15 protein-coding genes are annotated in these 14331 nt (G+C 55.0%); 6 read left to right on the forward strand and 9 right to left on the reverse strand.

All coding sequences use genetic code 11. The features are described from left to right. Positions 1-68: 68 nt before the first annotated feature. Positions 69-1307, forward strand: coding sequence for an MFS transporter (locus tag WFP70_RS23525; protein ID WP_045815084.1), 1239 nt, complete (start codon positions 69-71; stop codon positions 1305-1307). A 229-nt stretch (positions 1308-1536) separates the two neighbouring features. Here the strand turns inward: WFP70_RS23525 and yieH are convergent, their stop codons facing one another. Beyond that, the gene (gene yieH, locus WFP70_RS23530) at positions 1537-2196 is read right to left on the reverse strand and encodes a 6-phosphogluconate phosphatase (RefSeq protein WP_337024569.1); all 660 of its coding nucleotides are present in this window, start codon (positions 2194-2196) and stop codon (positions 1537-1539) included. 150 nt (positions 2197-2346) lie between these two features. On the opposite strand from yieH, the gene WFP70_RS23535 reads away from it, so the two are divergent. Continuing rightward, complete coding sequence (locus tag WFP70_RS23535) at positions 2347-3660, forward strand: NCS2 family permease (RefSeq protein WP_034830020.1); 1314 nt, start codon at positions 2347-2349, stop codon at positions 3658-3660. Positions 3661-3691: 31 nt separating this feature from the next. On the opposite strand, the gene WFP70_RS23540 is transcribed toward WFP70_RS23535, so the two are convergent. Continuing rightward, the gene (locus WFP70_RS23540; RefSeq protein WP_337024570.1) at positions 3692-4441 is read right to left on the reverse strand and encodes a 4'-phosphopantetheinyl transferase family protein; all 750 of its coding nucleotides are present in this window, start codon (positions 4439-4441) and stop codon (positions 3692-3694) included. A 291-nt stretch (positions 4442-4732) separates the two neighbouring features. Between WFP70_RS23540 and WFP70_RS23545 the strand changes: the two genes are divergently transcribed. Continuing rightward, a complete protein-coding gene (locus tag WFP70_RS23545) occupies positions 4733-5242 on the forward strand; it encodes a flavin reductase family protein (RefSeq protein WP_034830017.1) in 510 nt (169 codons plus the stop codon). Between the two features lie 43 nt (positions 5243-5285). Here the strand turns inward: WFP70_RS23545 and WFP70_RS23550 are convergent, their stop codons facing one another. The 7 genes from WFP70_RS23550 to WFP70_RS23580 form a co-directional block, all read right to left on the reverse strand. Further along, entirely contained in the window at positions 5286-5876 is a 591-nt protein-coding gene (locus tag WFP70_RS23550) for a malonic semialdehyde reductase (protein WP_058961702.1), read from the reverse strand. 175 nt (positions 5877-6051) lie between these two features. After that, the gene (gene mnmE / locus WFP70_RS23555) at positions 6052-7416 is read right to left on the reverse strand and encodes a tRNA uridine-5-carboxymethylaminomethyl(34) synthesis GTPase MnmE (RefSeq protein WP_337024571.1); all 1365 of its coding nucleotides are present in this window, start codon (positions 7414-7416) and stop codon (positions 6052-6054) included. A 141-nt stretch (positions 7417-7557) separates the two neighbouring features. Continuing rightward, on the reverse strand, positions 7558-9204 hold the full coding sequence (yidC, locus tag WFP70_RS23560; protein WP_038643953.1) for a membrane protein insertase YidC: 1647 nt from the start codon (positions 9202-9204) through the stop codon (positions 7558-7560). Between the two features lie 2 nt (positions 9205-9206). Continuing rightward, a complete protein-coding gene (yidD, locus tag WFP70_RS23565) occupies positions 9207-9464 on the reverse strand; it encodes a membrane protein insertion efficiency factor YidD (RefSeq protein ID WP_007893564.1) in 258 nt (85 codons plus the stop codon). Next, entirely contained in the window at positions 9428-9787 is a 360-nt protein-coding gene (rnpA, locus tag WFP70_RS23570; RefSeq protein WP_034830013.1) for a ribonuclease P protein component, read from the reverse strand. Before rnpA ends, yidD begins: the two co-directional genes overlap by 37 nt. Before the next feature lie 14 nt (positions 9788-9801). After that, positions 9802-9942, reverse strand: a complete 141-nt coding sequence (gene rpmH, locus WFP70_RS23575) for a 50S ribosomal protein L34 (protein ID WP_000831330.1) — start codon at positions 9940-9942, stop codon at positions 9802-9804. Between the two features lie 191 nt (positions 9943-10133). After that, a complete protein-coding gene (locus WFP70_RS23580) occupies positions 10134-10310 on the reverse strand; it encodes a hypothetical protein (protein ID WP_166933364.1) in 177 nt (58 codons plus the stop codon). A gap of 232 nt (positions 10311-10542) precedes the next feature. Between WFP70_RS23580 and dnaA the strand changes: the two genes are divergently transcribed. The 3 genes from dnaA to recF all read left to right on the forward strand — a co-directional run bounded on the left by dnaA (position 10543) and on the right by recF (position 14314). Further along, positions 10543-11943 carry a chromosomal replication initiator protein DnaA gene (gene dnaA, locus WFP70_RS23585; protein WP_097118427.1) on the forward strand — a complete coding sequence of 467 codons (1401 nt, stop codon included), beginning with the start codon at positions 10543-10545 and terminating at the stop codon, positions 11941-11943. 5 nt (positions 11944-11948) lie between these two features. Next, positions 11949-13049 carry a DNA polymerase III subunit beta gene (gene dnaN, locus WFP70_RS23590; RefSeq protein WP_034830010.1) on the forward strand — a complete coding sequence of 367 codons (1101 nt, stop codon included), beginning with the start codon at positions 11949-11951 and terminating at the stop codon, positions 13047-13049. A 179-nt stretch (positions 13050-13228) separates the two neighbouring features. Next, positions 13229-14314, forward strand: a complete 1086-nt coding sequence (recF, locus tag WFP70_RS23595) for a DNA replication/repair protein RecF (RefSeq protein WP_337024572.1) — start codon at positions 13229-13231, stop codon at positions 14312-14314. Positions 14315-14331: the final 17 nt, after the last annotated feature.

Genomic DNA, 14331 nt, shown 5'->3' on the forward strand with positions numbered 1-14331 from the left:
TTTCTGATTGGTCTCCGCGATTCCCTCTCTTTATACTTGGCGCACTTTTTTCTGCCAGGTGCTGTTAAATGTCTTCCCCAATAACGAAAAAAAACGCCGTGACGCCGGCAAAAGCGATGGTTGCTGCCATTAGTGGCTATGCGATGGACGGCTTCGATCTGTTAATTCTGGGCTTTATGTTACCGGCGATCAGCGTCTCGCTGGCGCTCGATCCCTCTCAGGCCGGTTCGCTGGTCACCTGGACGCTGATCGGCGCGGTGATCGGTGGCATTGTGTTTGGTCATCTCAGCGATCGCTATGGTCGTATCCGTATTCTTACCGTGACGATCCTGATGTTCTCAATCTTCACCGGGCTGTGCGCGGTGGCGCAGGGCTACTGGGATCTGTTGGCCTACCGCACGCTGGCGGGCGTGGGCTTAGGCGGTGAGTTTGGTATTGGCATGGCGCTGATTGCGGAAGCCTGGCCGAAGGAGAAGCGTAATCGCGCCTCGGCATGGGTCGGCATCGGCTGGCAGCTCGGTGTGCTGCTGGCGGCGTTTATTACTCCGCCGCTACTGAGTGTGATCGGCTGGCGCGGCATGTTCCTGGTGGGCCTGTTGCCTGCACTGGTGTCGTTTGTGATTCGCCGTAGCATGGGCGAGCCGGAAGGCTTCACGCGTCACGTTGAGAAGACGCCGCAGCTATCATTCGCCGCACGCATCAAATTGCTGTTCGCCGACCGCGCCACCAGTAAAGCCAGCCTCGGGATTTTCATCCTCTGCTCAGTGCAGAACTTCGGTTACTACGGCTTGATGATCTGGATGCCGAGCTATCTGTCATCGAGCTTTGGATTCAGCCTGACCAAATCCGGCTTGTGGACGGCGGTGACCGTGGTCGGCATGACCTTTGGCATCTGGCTGTTTGGCGTATTGGCCGATCGCTTCGCGCGCTGGAAGATTTTCCTGCTGTACCAGTTTGGCGCGGTCGCCATGGTGGTGGTGTATGCGCAGCTGCGCGATCCTACTGTGATGTTGTTCACTGGTGCGATCATGGGGATGTTTGTGAATGGCATGATTGGCGGCTACGGTGCGCTGATCTCCGACACCTTCCCACCGCAGGCGCGTGCCACTGCGCAGAACGTACTGTTTAACCTCGGACGCGGTGTTGGCGGCTTTGGTCCGCTGGTGATTGGCCTGCTGGCGGCGCAAATATCCTTTACTGCGGCCATCACTTTGCTGGCGCTGATTTATCTGCTGGATATTGTTGCCACCCTGTTCCTGCTGCCGAAGAAACAGAGCAACGAGGATTCACTGGGCGCGATTGGCTAAGGCGTTTAGGTTACCTGGTGCGCATAAATGCGCACCCTATTAGATCTGCGAACAGATCAAAATCGCACATCGGCCTCTGTAGAGGCAGCACCAGGTTCCACCGGGCACGGAGGTAACAGATCAGACCGACCACAGAGGTAACACTTTTGGGGTCAGTCGATTTGCATCCTGCATTGCCCGGACATCGTGCGCCGGTTTCTGCAGGGGCGACATTCATGCCGCCCTGGGTTTACACCAAATCCCAACCCCGTGCGCGCCACAGTGCGGGCAGTTGCGTCATATCATCAAAGCGCGTCACCAGCGGATGATCCAACTTCGGATTGTGCGCATCAGCGCAGTAGTAAAATACCGGAATGCCCGCCGCGATCCCCGCACGCGCACCGGCTTCTGAATCATCCACCAGAATGCACTTCTCAATCGGCACCTGCATTTGCTCCGCCGCGTGATACATCAATTCCGGATCGGGCTTCCAGTGATTGATGTCGTATCCGCTGTACAGCCGACCTTCGAGGTACGGCAGCATGCCGGTTAAGCCCAGCGAGTGCTGCATCTTCTTCACTGTCCCGTTCGAGACCACGCACATCGGCACTTTCACGCTTTCCACCAGCGCTTTGGCACCGGCAATCGGCTTCAGGTCGAGGTCAAACAGGCGGGCCACATCCGCGCGATACGCCGTTTCGAACTCGTCTAACGGCACCTCTTTCTGATGCTGCGCCAGTACATCCCGCACGATGTCATAGAGCTTTACCCCTTTGTACTGCTCAAACATCTGCTGCAAAGAGAGCTCAATACCGTATTGGGCAAAGGTGTTGACGTAGGATTGCGTACAGATCACTTCACTGTCGACCAGCGTACCGTCGCAATCGAAAAACACACATTCAACTGACATCGCACATCATCCTTTTATTAAACAGCCAGCTGACACTCTAGCGCACTGAGCGTAGAAAGCGACCCCGGCAACCGTTTGCGAATAATCAGTGTTTTGCTGCGCTAAAATCTATAGGATACGCGGCGATAAATTTTTTTCCGGGACAGTTGAATGAACAATCAGGGCTTGTTGCAGCGCATCTTTAAGCTGCAGGAACACGGCACAACCGCGCGCACCGAAGTGATCGCCGGTTTCACGACTTTCCTGACGATGGTGTATATCGTCTTTGTAAACCCGCAAATTCTGGGCGCCGCAGGCATGGATACTCAGGCGGTGTTTGTCACCACCTGTTTGATAGCGGCCTTTGGTAGCATCCTGATGGGGCTGGTGGCGAACTTGCCGGTCGCGCTGGCACCGGCGATGGGGCTGAACGCCTTCTTCGCGTTTGTGGTGGTCGGCGCGATGGGTTATTCATGGCAGGTTGGTATGGGCGCGATCTTCTGGGGCGCACTGGGTCTGCTGATCCTCACGCTGTTGCGTGTGCGCTACTGGATGATTGCTAATATCCCGATGAGTCTGCGCGTCGGCATCACCGCCGGTATCGGCCTGTTTATCGCCATGATGGGCCTGAAAAACGCCGGTATCATCGTGCCGAATGCCGACACCATTGTGACGGTCGGGAACCTGACCTCGCATAGCGTACTGCTGGGGGCGCTGGGCTTCTTCATTATCGCGATTCTGGCCTCACGCAATATCCACGCGGCGGTGCTGGTATCGATTGTGGTCACTACGGCGATTGGCTTAGCCATTGGCGATGTGAAATTCAGCGGCGTGTTTGCCGCGCCGCCGGCAGTGACATCGGTGGTGGGTCAGGTCGATATTAAAGGGGCGTTCAACATCGGCATGGCGGGAGTGATCTTCTCCTTTATGCTGGTCAACCTGTTCGACTCTTCCGGCACGCTGATCGGTGTCACCGATAAGGCCGGATTGACCGATGAAAAGGGCACTTTCCCGCGTATGAAGCAGGCGCTGTATGTTGATAGCATCAGCTCGGTGACCGGTTCGCTCATCGGCACCTCTTCAGTGACGGCGTATATCGAAAGCTCTTCCGGCGTGGCGATTGGTGGCCGTACCGGCTTGATGGCGGTCATCACCGGGATTCTGTTCCTGCTGGTGATGTTCCTGTCACCCCTGGCCGCGATGGTGCCTTCTTATGCGGCAGCAGGTGCGCTGATCTATGTGGGAGTCTTGATGACGGCGTCACTGTCACGCGTGCGCTGGGACGATCTCACCGAAGCGGTGCCGGCGTTTGTCACGGCGGCGATGATGCCATTCAGCTTCTCGATCACCGAAGGTATCGCGCTGGGCTTCATCTCGTACTGTGTGATGAAGCTTGGCACAGGACGCTGGCGTGAAATCAGCCCGTGCGTGGTGATTGTTGCCCTGCTGTTTGTGCTAAAAATCGCGTTTATCGACGCGCACTAAAAACAACAGGCCGCGATTGCGGCCTGTTTTGTTAGAGATGTCCGATTTCCTGGGGTGTGTGAGTGAGGCTGGTCAGACGCAGCGAGCGCGGGCCAATATTCGGTTTGCTCATTTCAACGTCGCGCAATGGCTGCCATTGCTGTTGTGCATCAATCTCCCACAGGCATAAGCGCTCAGTGCCCGGAGAGAGCGCGCACGACCACACCAGCATCGGCTCGGCATCACAGACCGCCTGAATATCCGGAAATACGCTGGAGCGCAGACGGCCGGCAGCAGGGTGCAACTGCAGCGAACCGGCACCGTTCTCACTTTCACCGGTTAATTTGAGGATGCTCTGGCGCAGCGTCCAGATTTGCGTCACCGCTTCCATAAAATCCTGCTGCGCGTTGATCCACGCTTTCTCACCCGATGAGAGATCCTGCGTGAGCGTGTCCTGCGTCTGACGGCTGTGGGCGCGGACAATCTCCATATCCAACCCCGCACGTCCGCCTTCTTCCGCCAGCAGCACACCGACCATATTACCGGCGTACGCAATACTAAAGTCAGGGAGGTTAGGATCGGCAAAGCAAGGGCGTCCGCTGCTGGTGGTGATGAGCGGCGGCAGTTCACGAATGCCATAGACACGCAGCATCAGCTGAGCCAGCAATTCGCGTGCGGCGAGAAAACGGCTACGGCGCTTGTCAGGGAAGCGCTCGGCGCTGTTAATCACATCCTGTGGAACCCGCAACAGCTCTGAAGAGAGCGGCGAGTTACCCATCCAACGTACAAAATGACTAGCCATCTGTCGCTCCGTGAAAATGGTCAGATAATCATCAGGGCTATTGTAGGAATTTTCTCAGTGGTTTGCATCCGGCATAACATCTAATGACCAAAAATCAGATAAGACCGAAGCGGCGGATATTCCCATTCTGCGACTTTGCATATAACGCTTTTGCTGAATTCGTTCAGATAGGGTGATGCAAAGCGTGATGTGGTGTAGGATTTGGGCAGCAAAACAGCACATCGAAGTGCGCAAACAATCCACCTCAAGTCATCGTGCTCATCGCAAACAGAGGCACGTCGGAGTTTTTTTATGTCAGTAACCTCACTTACTCGCCAGGAATCAATCTCGCTTGATGAATTTCGTCATGGTATGCGCCGCCTGACCGCAGGCGTTTCTTTAGTGACCACTGAGTTTCAGGGCGAAAAGCTGGGTCTGATTGCGACCTCCGTTAGCTCACTGGCTGCCGAGCCGCCAAGCTTGCTGGTGTGTGTTAACCGTAGTGCATCCAGCCACGACGCATTTGTGAATGCTGGCCATTTTGCCGTCAACGTCTTGCGTGAACAGCATGACGATTTATGCGCGCAGTTCAGTCAGTCTGCACGTCGCGCAGAACGCTTCCAGAGCGGTGAGTGGCAAACGCTGAACACCGGTGCACCGGTGCTGGCTGATGCATTGGTGAGTTTTGACTGCCAGCTGGAGAAAGTGGTGGAGTGGAATACGCACAGCGTGCTGCTGGCGCGCATCGTTGGCATTTCACTGCCAGGTGAAGCGGCGGAGCCGATGGTCTATTTCAACAGCGGTTTTCACTCGCTGGGTTAATGTGAGTGACAGGCGTCGCGCAATGCCCGACGCCTGGAATCAATCAGGCAAATTTGCAGGCTTCATCAAAGCCGAGACGCGGTAAACGCGCATGCAGTTTGCTGGCTTCGCCATAGCCCAGATTAATCAGTAAATTCACCTGCCATTTGCTTTCGCTAAAGAAGGCTTCATTGACTTTTGACGGGTCAAAACCGGACATCGGGCCGGCATCCAGCCCCAGCGAACGCGCCGCCAGAATTAAATATCCTGCCTGCAGGCTGCTATTGCGGAAAGCCGTCTCTTTCGCCAAATCCGGGCTGCTGGTGAACCAGCTACGCGCATCACCGTGCGGGAAGAGTTTGGGCAGCGCTTCATAGAACTCAGGATCCCACGCCACGATCACCGTTGCCGGTGCTGCCATGGTTTTGTCCACGTTGCCGGAGGAGAGCGCAGGTTTCAGCTTCTCTTTGCCTTCCTGCGAAGTGACAAACACGAAGCGTCCTGGTGAACAGTTGGCTGAAGTCGGGCCGAGCGCGGTCAGGCTATAGAGTTGCTGCAGCACATCGTGAGAAATCGGTTTGTCCTGCCAGTAGCTGTGGGTGCGAGCGTCATTGAACAGCGCGTTCAGCGCCACGCTGTCGAGCGGTGTACTCATGTTTCTCTCCTGTTCAGGCAGCAACTTGCGCCTAATGTTTAGCATGAATCGTGGGTGAGGCCGATACGCTTTAGCACGGGCCAGCGATCGTTATACTGCAAAGGAGAGGGGGTGCCAAATAACAAAGACGCATGTTTCCCCCAACCAAACAGTGATGGGGGAAACAGGGGAAAGACTACTTACCAATACAGAAGCTGGAGAAAATCCGGCCGAGCAGATCGTCGGAGGTAAACTCACCGGTGATTTCACTCAGCGCCTGCTGAGCCAGACGCAGCTCTTCCGCCAGCAGTTCACCGGCCCATGCACCCAGCAGCTGGTCTTTACCCTGCTGTAAGTGAGTGGCAGCTAACTCCAGCGCCTGCAGATGGCGTCGGCGTGCCAGGAAGCCACCTTCCATATTGCCAGAGAAGCCCATGCTCTGTTTTAGATGGTCGCGCAGTGCATCCACGCCTTCCCCCGTCCGCGCAGAGAGACGAATCAGTGAGTGATCATTCACTTCTGTCAGACCCAGCACTTCCCCGGTCATATCGGCTTTGTTACGCACCACAGTAATCGGCAGTTGTGCCGGTAAACGTGCGACAAAATCAGGCCAGATTGCGGCCGCTTCGGTGGCGTCGGTGGTGGTGCCATCCACCATAAACAGCACGCGATCGGCTTGCTCGATTTCCTGCCAGGCGCGTTCAATTCCAATTCGCTCAACTTCATCACTGGCTTCACGCAGCCCCGCAGTATCGATGATGTGCAGCGGCATGCCGTCGATATGAATATGCTCACGCAGCACGTCACGCGTGGTGCCAGCGATATCGGTGACAATCGCGGCTTCACGACCGGCGAGGGCATTCAGCAAGCTGGATTTACCGGCATTAGGACGACCAGCAATCACCACTTTCATTCCTTCGCGCAGCAGGCTGCCCTGACGCGCTTCGGCGCGCACGTTATCAAGATCGCCGATCACCGCATTAAGCTGACCTTCGATTTTGCCGTCAGACAGAAAATCGATCTCCTCATCCGGGAAGTCGATAGCGGCCTCCACGTAGATGCGCAGGTGAGTGAGTGCTTCCACGAGTGTATTGATGCGCAGGGAAAATGCGCCTTGCAGTGAATTCACGGCGGAACGCGCGGCCTGCTCTGAACTGGCGTCGATCAGGTCGGCGATCGCTTCTGCCTGCGCCAGATCGAGTTTGTCGTTGAGGAACGCACGTTCGGAGAATTCACCCGGCTGAGCGATGCGTACACCCGACAGCGCCACGATGCGTTTCAGCAGCAGATCCAGAATCACCGGGCCGCCGTGACCCTGCAGCTCCAGCACATCTTCGCCGGTGAAAGAGTTGGGACCAGGAAACCACAGCGCAATCCCCTGATCCAGCACGCTGCCATCCGCATCTTTGAACGGCAAGTAGTCGGCATAGCGCGGCTTCGGCAATTTGCCGAGCACGGCTTGCGCGACGTCAGCGGCTTTGGCACCGGAAATACGCAGAATACCGACGCCGCCACGGCCGGGAGGTGTCGCCTGGGCAACGATAGTATCGCTGTGGCTCATGATTCTCTCTCTTACCCGTCCTACTTCAAGCTGCAGCAGCGTTGGCTGCGCTCGAATCATTCAGGGTACAAATTTTGAAAAAAAACAGGGCGACATAAATGCCGCCCCTTGAGTATACGCTGCTGCTGTTGCAGTCAGACGTTACGCTTTCTTCTTGTCGCGGCTGTGCAGACCACGTTTTTCCAGGCCGCGATAAATCAGCTGCTGCTGGAGGATGGTCACCAGGTTACTGACGATGTAGTACAGCACCAGACCGGCAGGGAACCACAGGAAGAACACGGTAAAGATAACCGGCATGTAGGTCATGATCTTCTGCTGCATCGGATCGGTCACGGTGGTCGGTGACATCTTCTGGATGAAGAACATGGTGATACCCATGATAACCGGCAGAATGTAGTACGGATCCTGCGCGGACAGGTCATGAATCCACAGAATGAACGGTGCATGACGCAGTTCAATCGAACCTGACAGCATGTAGTACAAGGCCAGGAAGATAGGCATCTGGATAACCAGCGGCAAGCAGCCACCCAGCGGGTTCACTTTCTCTGCTTTGTACAGCGCCATCATTTCCTGGCTCTGCTTCTGCTTGTCATCGCCCAGACGCTCACGCATTGCCTGAATCTTCGGCTGCAGCATGCGCATCTTCGCCATGGAGGTGTACTGCGCTTTGGTCAGCGGGTACATGATGCCACGAACGATGAAGGTGATAACGATAATCGAGAAGCCCCAGTTACCGATAAAGCTGTGCAGGAACTTCAGCAGCTTAAACAGTGGCTGAGAGATGAACCACAACCAACCGTAATCTACAGTCAGATCCAGGTGAGGCGCGATAGCGGCCATCTTGTCCTGGATTTCTGGCCCCAACCACAGGGTCGCGCCCAGGTCTTGCTGTGCGCCTGCTGCCACGGTCACCGGTGAAGATTTATAACCGATTGCCGCAACACCGTTACCGAGGTTGCTGGTGTACAGGGTGTTGTTACCCTGAGTACGCGGCACCCAGGCGGTAGCAAAGTACTGCTGCAGCATCGCCACCCAACCATTGCTGGTGGTGGCGTTCAGGTTCTCGTTATCCGCGATGGTATCGAATTTGTATTTTTCGTATTTCGCTTCGCTGGTCGAGTACGCTGCGCCACGGAAGGTGTGCAGGGCAAAGTTGTTGCTGCCGGTATCACGGTGCTTCGGCAGATCAATGGTCTGCTTCAACTGACCGAACATCGACACTTCCAGCGGCTGCTGCGAGGCGTTATTGATGTTGTAGTCAACGTTAACCGCGAAGTCGCCACGCTTGAACACGAAGGTTTTGGTATAAACCACACCTTTTTCATCGGTCCAGGTCAGTGGTACACGCAGCTCGGTCTGGCCATCGGCCATCTCGAAGTGATCCTGAGTGGTGGTGAACAGCGGACGAGCGCCATTGTTCGGGTTATCCGGGCCATTACGACCGGTTAAGCCACTTTGCGCCTGATAAACGAAGGCGGGGGTGGTTTCCAGCAACTGGAACGGTGCGTCTGAACCCAGTTTGTCCGGGTAAGTCAGCAGCTGTGCCTGCTCAATATCGCCACCGCGAGTATTGATGCTGAGTGACAGGACATCAGTCTTAACGGTGATCGTTTGGCCCTGACCGCTAGCCGGCACGCCGGAAGAGGCGGCATCACCCGCTGCGCTGCTTGTGTTCTGCGTGGTCTGAGTCTGCTGTGGCTGCGGAGCGTGGTCCGTCTGCCAGGCTTGCCAGATCATAAAAGACACGAACAGAAAAGCGATGAGAAAGAGATTGCGTTGCGAATCCATCGTTAATGTTCTCTGGTATCAAAGGTTTTTGGCGGCACAGGATCGTCACCACCCGGGTTCAAAGGGTGGCATTTTAATACGCGTTTTATCGTCAACCAACTACCTTTTACGACGCCGAAACGACGTAATGCCTCAATCCCATACTGCGAGCAGGTGGGATGGAACCGACAATGAGGTCCAAGTAGTGGGCTGATGGCGCGTTGATAAACGCGTATCAGGGCGATCAGGAGCCGCGAGCCAGGCGACAGTGACGACGCCATAATTTCTCCAACGCTTCCGTTAACGCACGGTTATCGAGGTCAGCAATCCCCTTTTTCGCCACGATGACAAAATCCATCGCAGGCAGCTCATGTTGGCGCAGACGAAAGCTTTCGCGGGTCAATCGCTTGATCCGGTTGCGTTCATGGGCGCGTTTCACATGCTTTTTGGCGACGGTAAGACCGATGCGGGGATGCCCCAGCGAGTTAAGGCGGCCGAGGATGGTGATTTGCGGCGTACCGGCTCTTTGTGGCTGCTGGAAGACGAAAGTGAAATGAGTGGGAGTTAACAAACGTAACTCCCTGGGAAATGCGAGCTTAACCACGAGGGTTAGCTTTATTACTTAGAAACGGTCAAACGAGCACGGCCTTTAGCACGACGACGTGCCAGAACCTGACGACCATTTTTTGTTGCCATACGAGCACGGAAACCGTGTGAACGGTTGCGCTTCAGTACGGACGGTTGAAAAGTGCGTTTCATGGCGATTTCTACCTAAACTTGAAAATTTTCACTGGGTGACGCGTTTTCGGGCCAGTAAATCGACCTACGCCTCAATGTGTCTTTAATAAAGAGGCGGGATTGTAATAATTGTACAGTCCAGAGTCAATTTACTTCGCAGTTCGCGGCACCTGGAAACCAGATACAGCCCGCTGATTCCGGGCATCAAAGCTTCACGCAATAATGCCGGGTGGGGAATTATACGGGCTATAGGGTAAAGCGCAAGGATCGCGCAGGATCTTCTTGCGATCAATTTGCAGATTTATTGCGCGGAAACGAGAGGCGACCAGAAAAATTGCCTCTTTCAGCAAGATCACCGCTCGCTTTTTCCACAGAAAGCGTAAACTCATTAGCGCTTCACTAGCCTGTGGATAAATTGGATCAAAACTGTGTAGAAAGGGAAGATCTCTGTGCCGCTTTGCGCTATGATCCGCCCTTCCGCTGACGATCCTCACTGCGATCGCCAGGGATGACTACCGCGGATAGCGGTCGCAGGCGCTTTCTGATCGCCTGTGTCAAAAAAGACAGTTTCTATTATTAGCGCCTGAAATTCTTATCGATTTTGTACGAGTGGAGTCCGCCGTGTCACTTACGCTTTGGCAACAGTGTCTTGCCCGTTTGCAGGATGAGCTTCCTGCCACCGAATTCAGCATGTGGATTCGTCCGCTGCAAGCTGAATTAAACGACAATACGCTGACCTTGTATGCACCAAATCGGTTTGTACTCGACTGGGTTCGGGATAAATATCTCAATAGTATTAATGGGCTGCTGAATGAATTCTGCGGTCCGAATGTGCCTTTGCTGCGTTTTGAAGTGGGCACGCGCCCGGCTGCGCAGGTTGCAACCAGCCAGCCAGCCATGGCGGCTTACAGCACCCCTGCTCCTGTTGAAAACCGTCCTGCTCCGGCGCAAATCTTGCGTCCAAGCTGGGACTCAGTGCCCGCCCCGGCGGATGTCACCTACCGCTCAAATGTGAATAACCGCCATAACTTCGATAACTTCGTTGAAGGTAAATCTAACCAACTGGCGCGCGCGGCGGCACGTCAGGTGGCGGATAACCCTGGTGGCGCTTACAACCCGCTCTTCCTTTATGGCGGAACCGGTTTAGGTAAAACTCACCTGTTACATGCAGTGGGAAATGGCATTATTGCGCGCAAGCCGAATGCCAAAGTGGTTTACATGCACTCAGAACGTTTTGTGCAGGACATGGTAAAAGCGCTGCAGAACAACGCCATTGAAGAATTTAAGCGTTATTACCGCTCCGTCGATGCACTGTTGATCGATGACATTCAGTTCTTTGCCAATAAAGAGCGCTCGCAGGAAGAGTTTTTCCATACCTTTAACGCCCTGCTGGAAGGCAATCAGCAGATCATTTTGACCTCGGATCGCTATCCTAAAGAGATCAATGGTGTTGAAGATCGCCTGAAGTCGCGCTTTGGCTGGGGATTAACCGTCGCGATCGAGCCGCCTGAGCTGGAAACGCGTGTAGCGATCCTGATGAAGAAAGCGGATGAAAACGATATACGCCTGCCTGGAGAAGTCGCCTTCTTTATTGCCAAGCGTCTGCGCTCCAATGTGCGTGAGTTGGAAGGTGCGCTGAACCGCGTCATCGCCAATGCCAACTTTACCGGCCGCGCGATCACCATCGATTTCGTGCGCGAAGCGCTGCGGGATTTGCTGGCGCTGCAGGAAAAGCTGGTCACCATCGATAACATCCAGAAAACGGTGGCCGAATACTACAAGATCAAAGTCGCGGATTTACTGTCGAAGCGCCGTTCGCGCTCGGTGGCACGTCCGCGTCAGATGGCAATGGCAATGGCGAAAGAGTTGACCAACCATAGCCTGCCGGAAATTGGCGATGCGTTTGGTGGCCGCGATCATACCACCGTGCTCCATGCCTGCCGTAAAATTGAGCAGTTGCGTGAAGAGAGCCACGACATCAAAGAAGATTTCTCTAACCTCATTCGAACATTATCTTCCTGACGCATATGAAATTTATTGTAGAACGTGAGCAGTTGCTGAAACCACTGCAACAGGTTAGCGGCCCGCTTGGTGGACGCCCGACCTTACCGATCCTCGGAAATTTACTGTTGCAGGTGAGTGAAGGCGTACTGCGTCTGACCGGCACCGATTTGGAAATGGAGATGGTGGCCCGCGTTGCATTAACGCAGCCCCACGAGCCCGGTGCGACCACCGTGCCCGCGCGTAAATTCCTCGATATCTGTCGCGGTTTGCCAGAGGGGGCGGAAATTAGCCTGACGCTGGAAGGTGACAGAATGCTGGTGCGTTCTGGCCGTAGCCGTTTTTCCTTATCGACGCTGCCCGCCACTGACTTCCCTAATCTGGATGACTGGCAGAGCGAGGTGGAATTCACCTTGCCGCAGGCCACGCTGAAACGTCTGATCGAAGCGACCCAGTTCTCAATGGCGCATCAGGATGTGCGTTACTACCTCAACGGCATGCTGTTTGAGACTGAAGGTGAAGAGTTACGCACCGTCGCTACTGATGGTCACCGTCTGGCAGTCTGCTCCATGCCGATTGGCCAGGCGTTGCCTAACCATTCGGTGATCGTGCCACGTAAAGGCGTGATTGAATTAGTCCGTCTGCTGGATGGCGGCGAGACTCCGCTGCAGGTGCAGATCGGCAGCAGCAACATTCGCGCGCACGTTGGTGACTTCATCTTCACCTCTAAGCTTGTTGATGGACGTTTCCCTGATTATCGCCGCGTATTGCCGAAGAACCCGGATAAAGCGCTGGAGGCCGGTTGCGATCTGCTGAAGCAGGCGTTTGCCCGTGCAGCGATCCTCTCTAACGAGAAGTTCCGCGGCGTTCGCATCTATATCACCGAAAATCAGCTCAAGATCACCGCTAATAACCCAGAACAGGAAGAAGCGGAAGAGATGCTGGATGTGTCGTATAGCGGCACTGAACTGGAGATCGGCTTTAACGTGAGTTACGTGTTAGATGTGCTGAATGCGCTGAAATGCGAAAACGTGCGTTTGCTGCTGACCGATTCGGTTTCGAGTGTGCAAATTGAAGACGTTGCCAGCCCAGCGGCGGCATACGTCGTCATGCCAATGCGCTTGTGATTTTATAGCGGGCTAACTTACTCGCTATTTTGCCCCCGGGCAGTGCTCGTCCCTGGTCACATACTTCAGTATGCTCCCAGGGACTGCGCGCTGGCCGTGAGCAAACTAGCTTCGCCGTTAACGCCCTCGATGGCAGGGTTAGGTGAAAACCACTTCTTAATGCGCAGCTGGATTCGTTCATGGCTTTAACCCGCCTCCTGATTAAAGATTTCCGCAACATCGAGCAGGCCGATCTCACGCTGGCACCAGGCTTTAATTTCCTCGTGGGTGCTAACGGCAGCGGTAAAACCAGCGTGCTGGAGGCTATCTACACCCTCGGACATGGCCGCGCATTTCGCAGTTTGCAGGCTGGACGCGTCATTCGTCACGATCAGGATGCGTTTGTCCTGCACGGACGAATTGAAGGCAGTGAGCGCGAATTGGCCGTGGGGCTGACCAAAAATCGCGCCGGTGATAGCAAAGTGCGCATCGACGGCAGTGACGGTCATAAAGTGGCGGAGCTGGCGCAATTGCTGCCGATGCAGTTGATCACGCCGGAAGGGTTTACTTTGCTCAACGGCGGCCCCAAATACCGTAGAGCCTATATTGATTGGGGATGCTTTCACTCCGCACCCGGTTTCTTCAATGCCTGGAATAATCTACGGCGTCTGATGAAACAGCGTAACGCCGCGCTGCGACAAGTTTCACGTTACAGCCAAATTCGCCCGTGGGATCAGGAACTGGTGCCGCTGGCCGAACAGATTAGTCAGTGGCGCGCTGAGTACAGTGCGGCGATAGCGAAAGAGATCATCGCCACCTGTGGTCAATTTTTACCAGAGTTTGAGCTGTCGTTTTCATTCCAACGTGGCTGGGATAAAGAGAGCGATTTTGCCGAACTGCTGGAACGCAATTTCGAGCGCGATCGCGCGCTCACCTACACCGCCAGCGGCCCGCACAAAGCGGATTTTCGCATTCGTGCAGAAGGCACGCCGGTGGAAGATTTACTCTCACGCGGTCAATTAAAGCTGCTGATGTGTGCGCTGCGTTTAGCGCAGGGCGAATATCTGACGCGCAGCAGCGGACGTCGCTGTTTGTACCTGATTGATGACTTCGCCTCGGAGCTGGACGATTCGCGTCGTCGGTTGCTTGCCGAGCGCCTGAAAGCCACGCAGGCTCAGGTATTTGTCAGCGCCATTGGTGTCGAACATGTAATCGACATGAGTGACGAAAAGGGCAAGATGTTCCGCGTGGAACAGGGTAAAATAGCGGTTCAACCTGAAGATTAAATGAGCGAGAAACGTTG

Origin of the sequence: Pantoea sp. USMM079 (genome assembly GCF_037153115.1) — a bacterium.
Taxonomy (GTDB): Bacteria; Pseudomonadota; Gammaproteobacteria; order Enterobacterales; family Enterobacteriaceae; genus Pantoea; species Pantoea communis.

What these genes read in the sequence shown, in the direction of transcription:
- yidC (WP_038643953.1), bottom strand. Translation starts at nt 9,204, where the DNA reads ATGGATTCGCAACGCAATCTCTTTCTCATCGCTTTTCTGTTCGTGTCT.
- yieH (WP_337024569.1), bottom strand. Translation starts at nt 2,196, where the DNA reads ATGTCAGTTGAATGTGTGTTTTTCGATTGCGACGGTACGCTGGTCGAC.
- WFP70_RS23580 (WP_166933364.1), bottom strand. Translation starts at nt 10,310, where the DNA reads ATGAGTTTACGCTTTCTGTGGAAAAAGCGAGCGGTGATCTTGCTGAAA.
- WFP70_RS23525 (WP_045815084.1), top strand. Translation starts at nt 69, where the DNA reads ATGTCTTCCCCAATAACGAAAAAAAACGCCGTGACGCCGGCAAAAGCG.
- WFP70_RS23540 (WP_337024570.1), bottom strand. Translation starts at nt 4,441, where the DNA reads ATGGCTAGTCATTTTGTACGTTGGATGGGTAACTCGCCGCTCTCTTCA.
- yidD (WP_007893564.1), bottom strand. Translation starts at nt 9,464, where the DNA reads ATGGCGTCGTCACTGTCGCCTGGCTCGCGGCTCCTGATCGCCCTGATA.
- WFP70_RS23545 (WP_034830017.1), top strand. Translation starts at nt 4,733, where the DNA reads ATGTCAGTAACCTCACTTACTCGCCAGGAATCAATCTCGCTTGATGAA.
- WFP70_RS23550 (WP_058961702.1), bottom strand. Translation starts at nt 5,876, where the DNA reads ATGAGTACACCGCTCGACAGCGTGGCGCTGAACGCGCTGTTCAATGAC.
- dnaN (WP_034830010.1), top strand. Translation starts at nt 11,949, where the DNA reads ATGAAATTTATTGTAGAACGTGAGCAGTTGCTGAAACCACTGCAACAG.
- mnmE (WP_337024571.1), bottom strand. Translation starts at nt 7,416, where the DNA reads ATGAGCCACAGCGATACTATCGTTGCCCAGGCGACACCTCCCGGCCGT.
- rpmH (WP_000831330.1), bottom strand. Translation starts at nt 9,942, where the DNA reads ATGAAACGCACTTTTCAACCGTCCGTACTGAAGCGCAACCGTTCACAC.
- recF (WP_337024572.1), top strand. Translation starts at nt 13,229, where the DNA reads ATGGCTTTAACCCGCCTCCTGATTAAAGATTTCCGCAACATCGAGCAG.
- WFP70_RS23535 (WP_034830020.1), top strand. Translation starts at nt 2,347, where the DNA reads ATGAACAATCAGGGCTTGTTGCAGCGCATCTTTAAGCTGCAGGAACAC.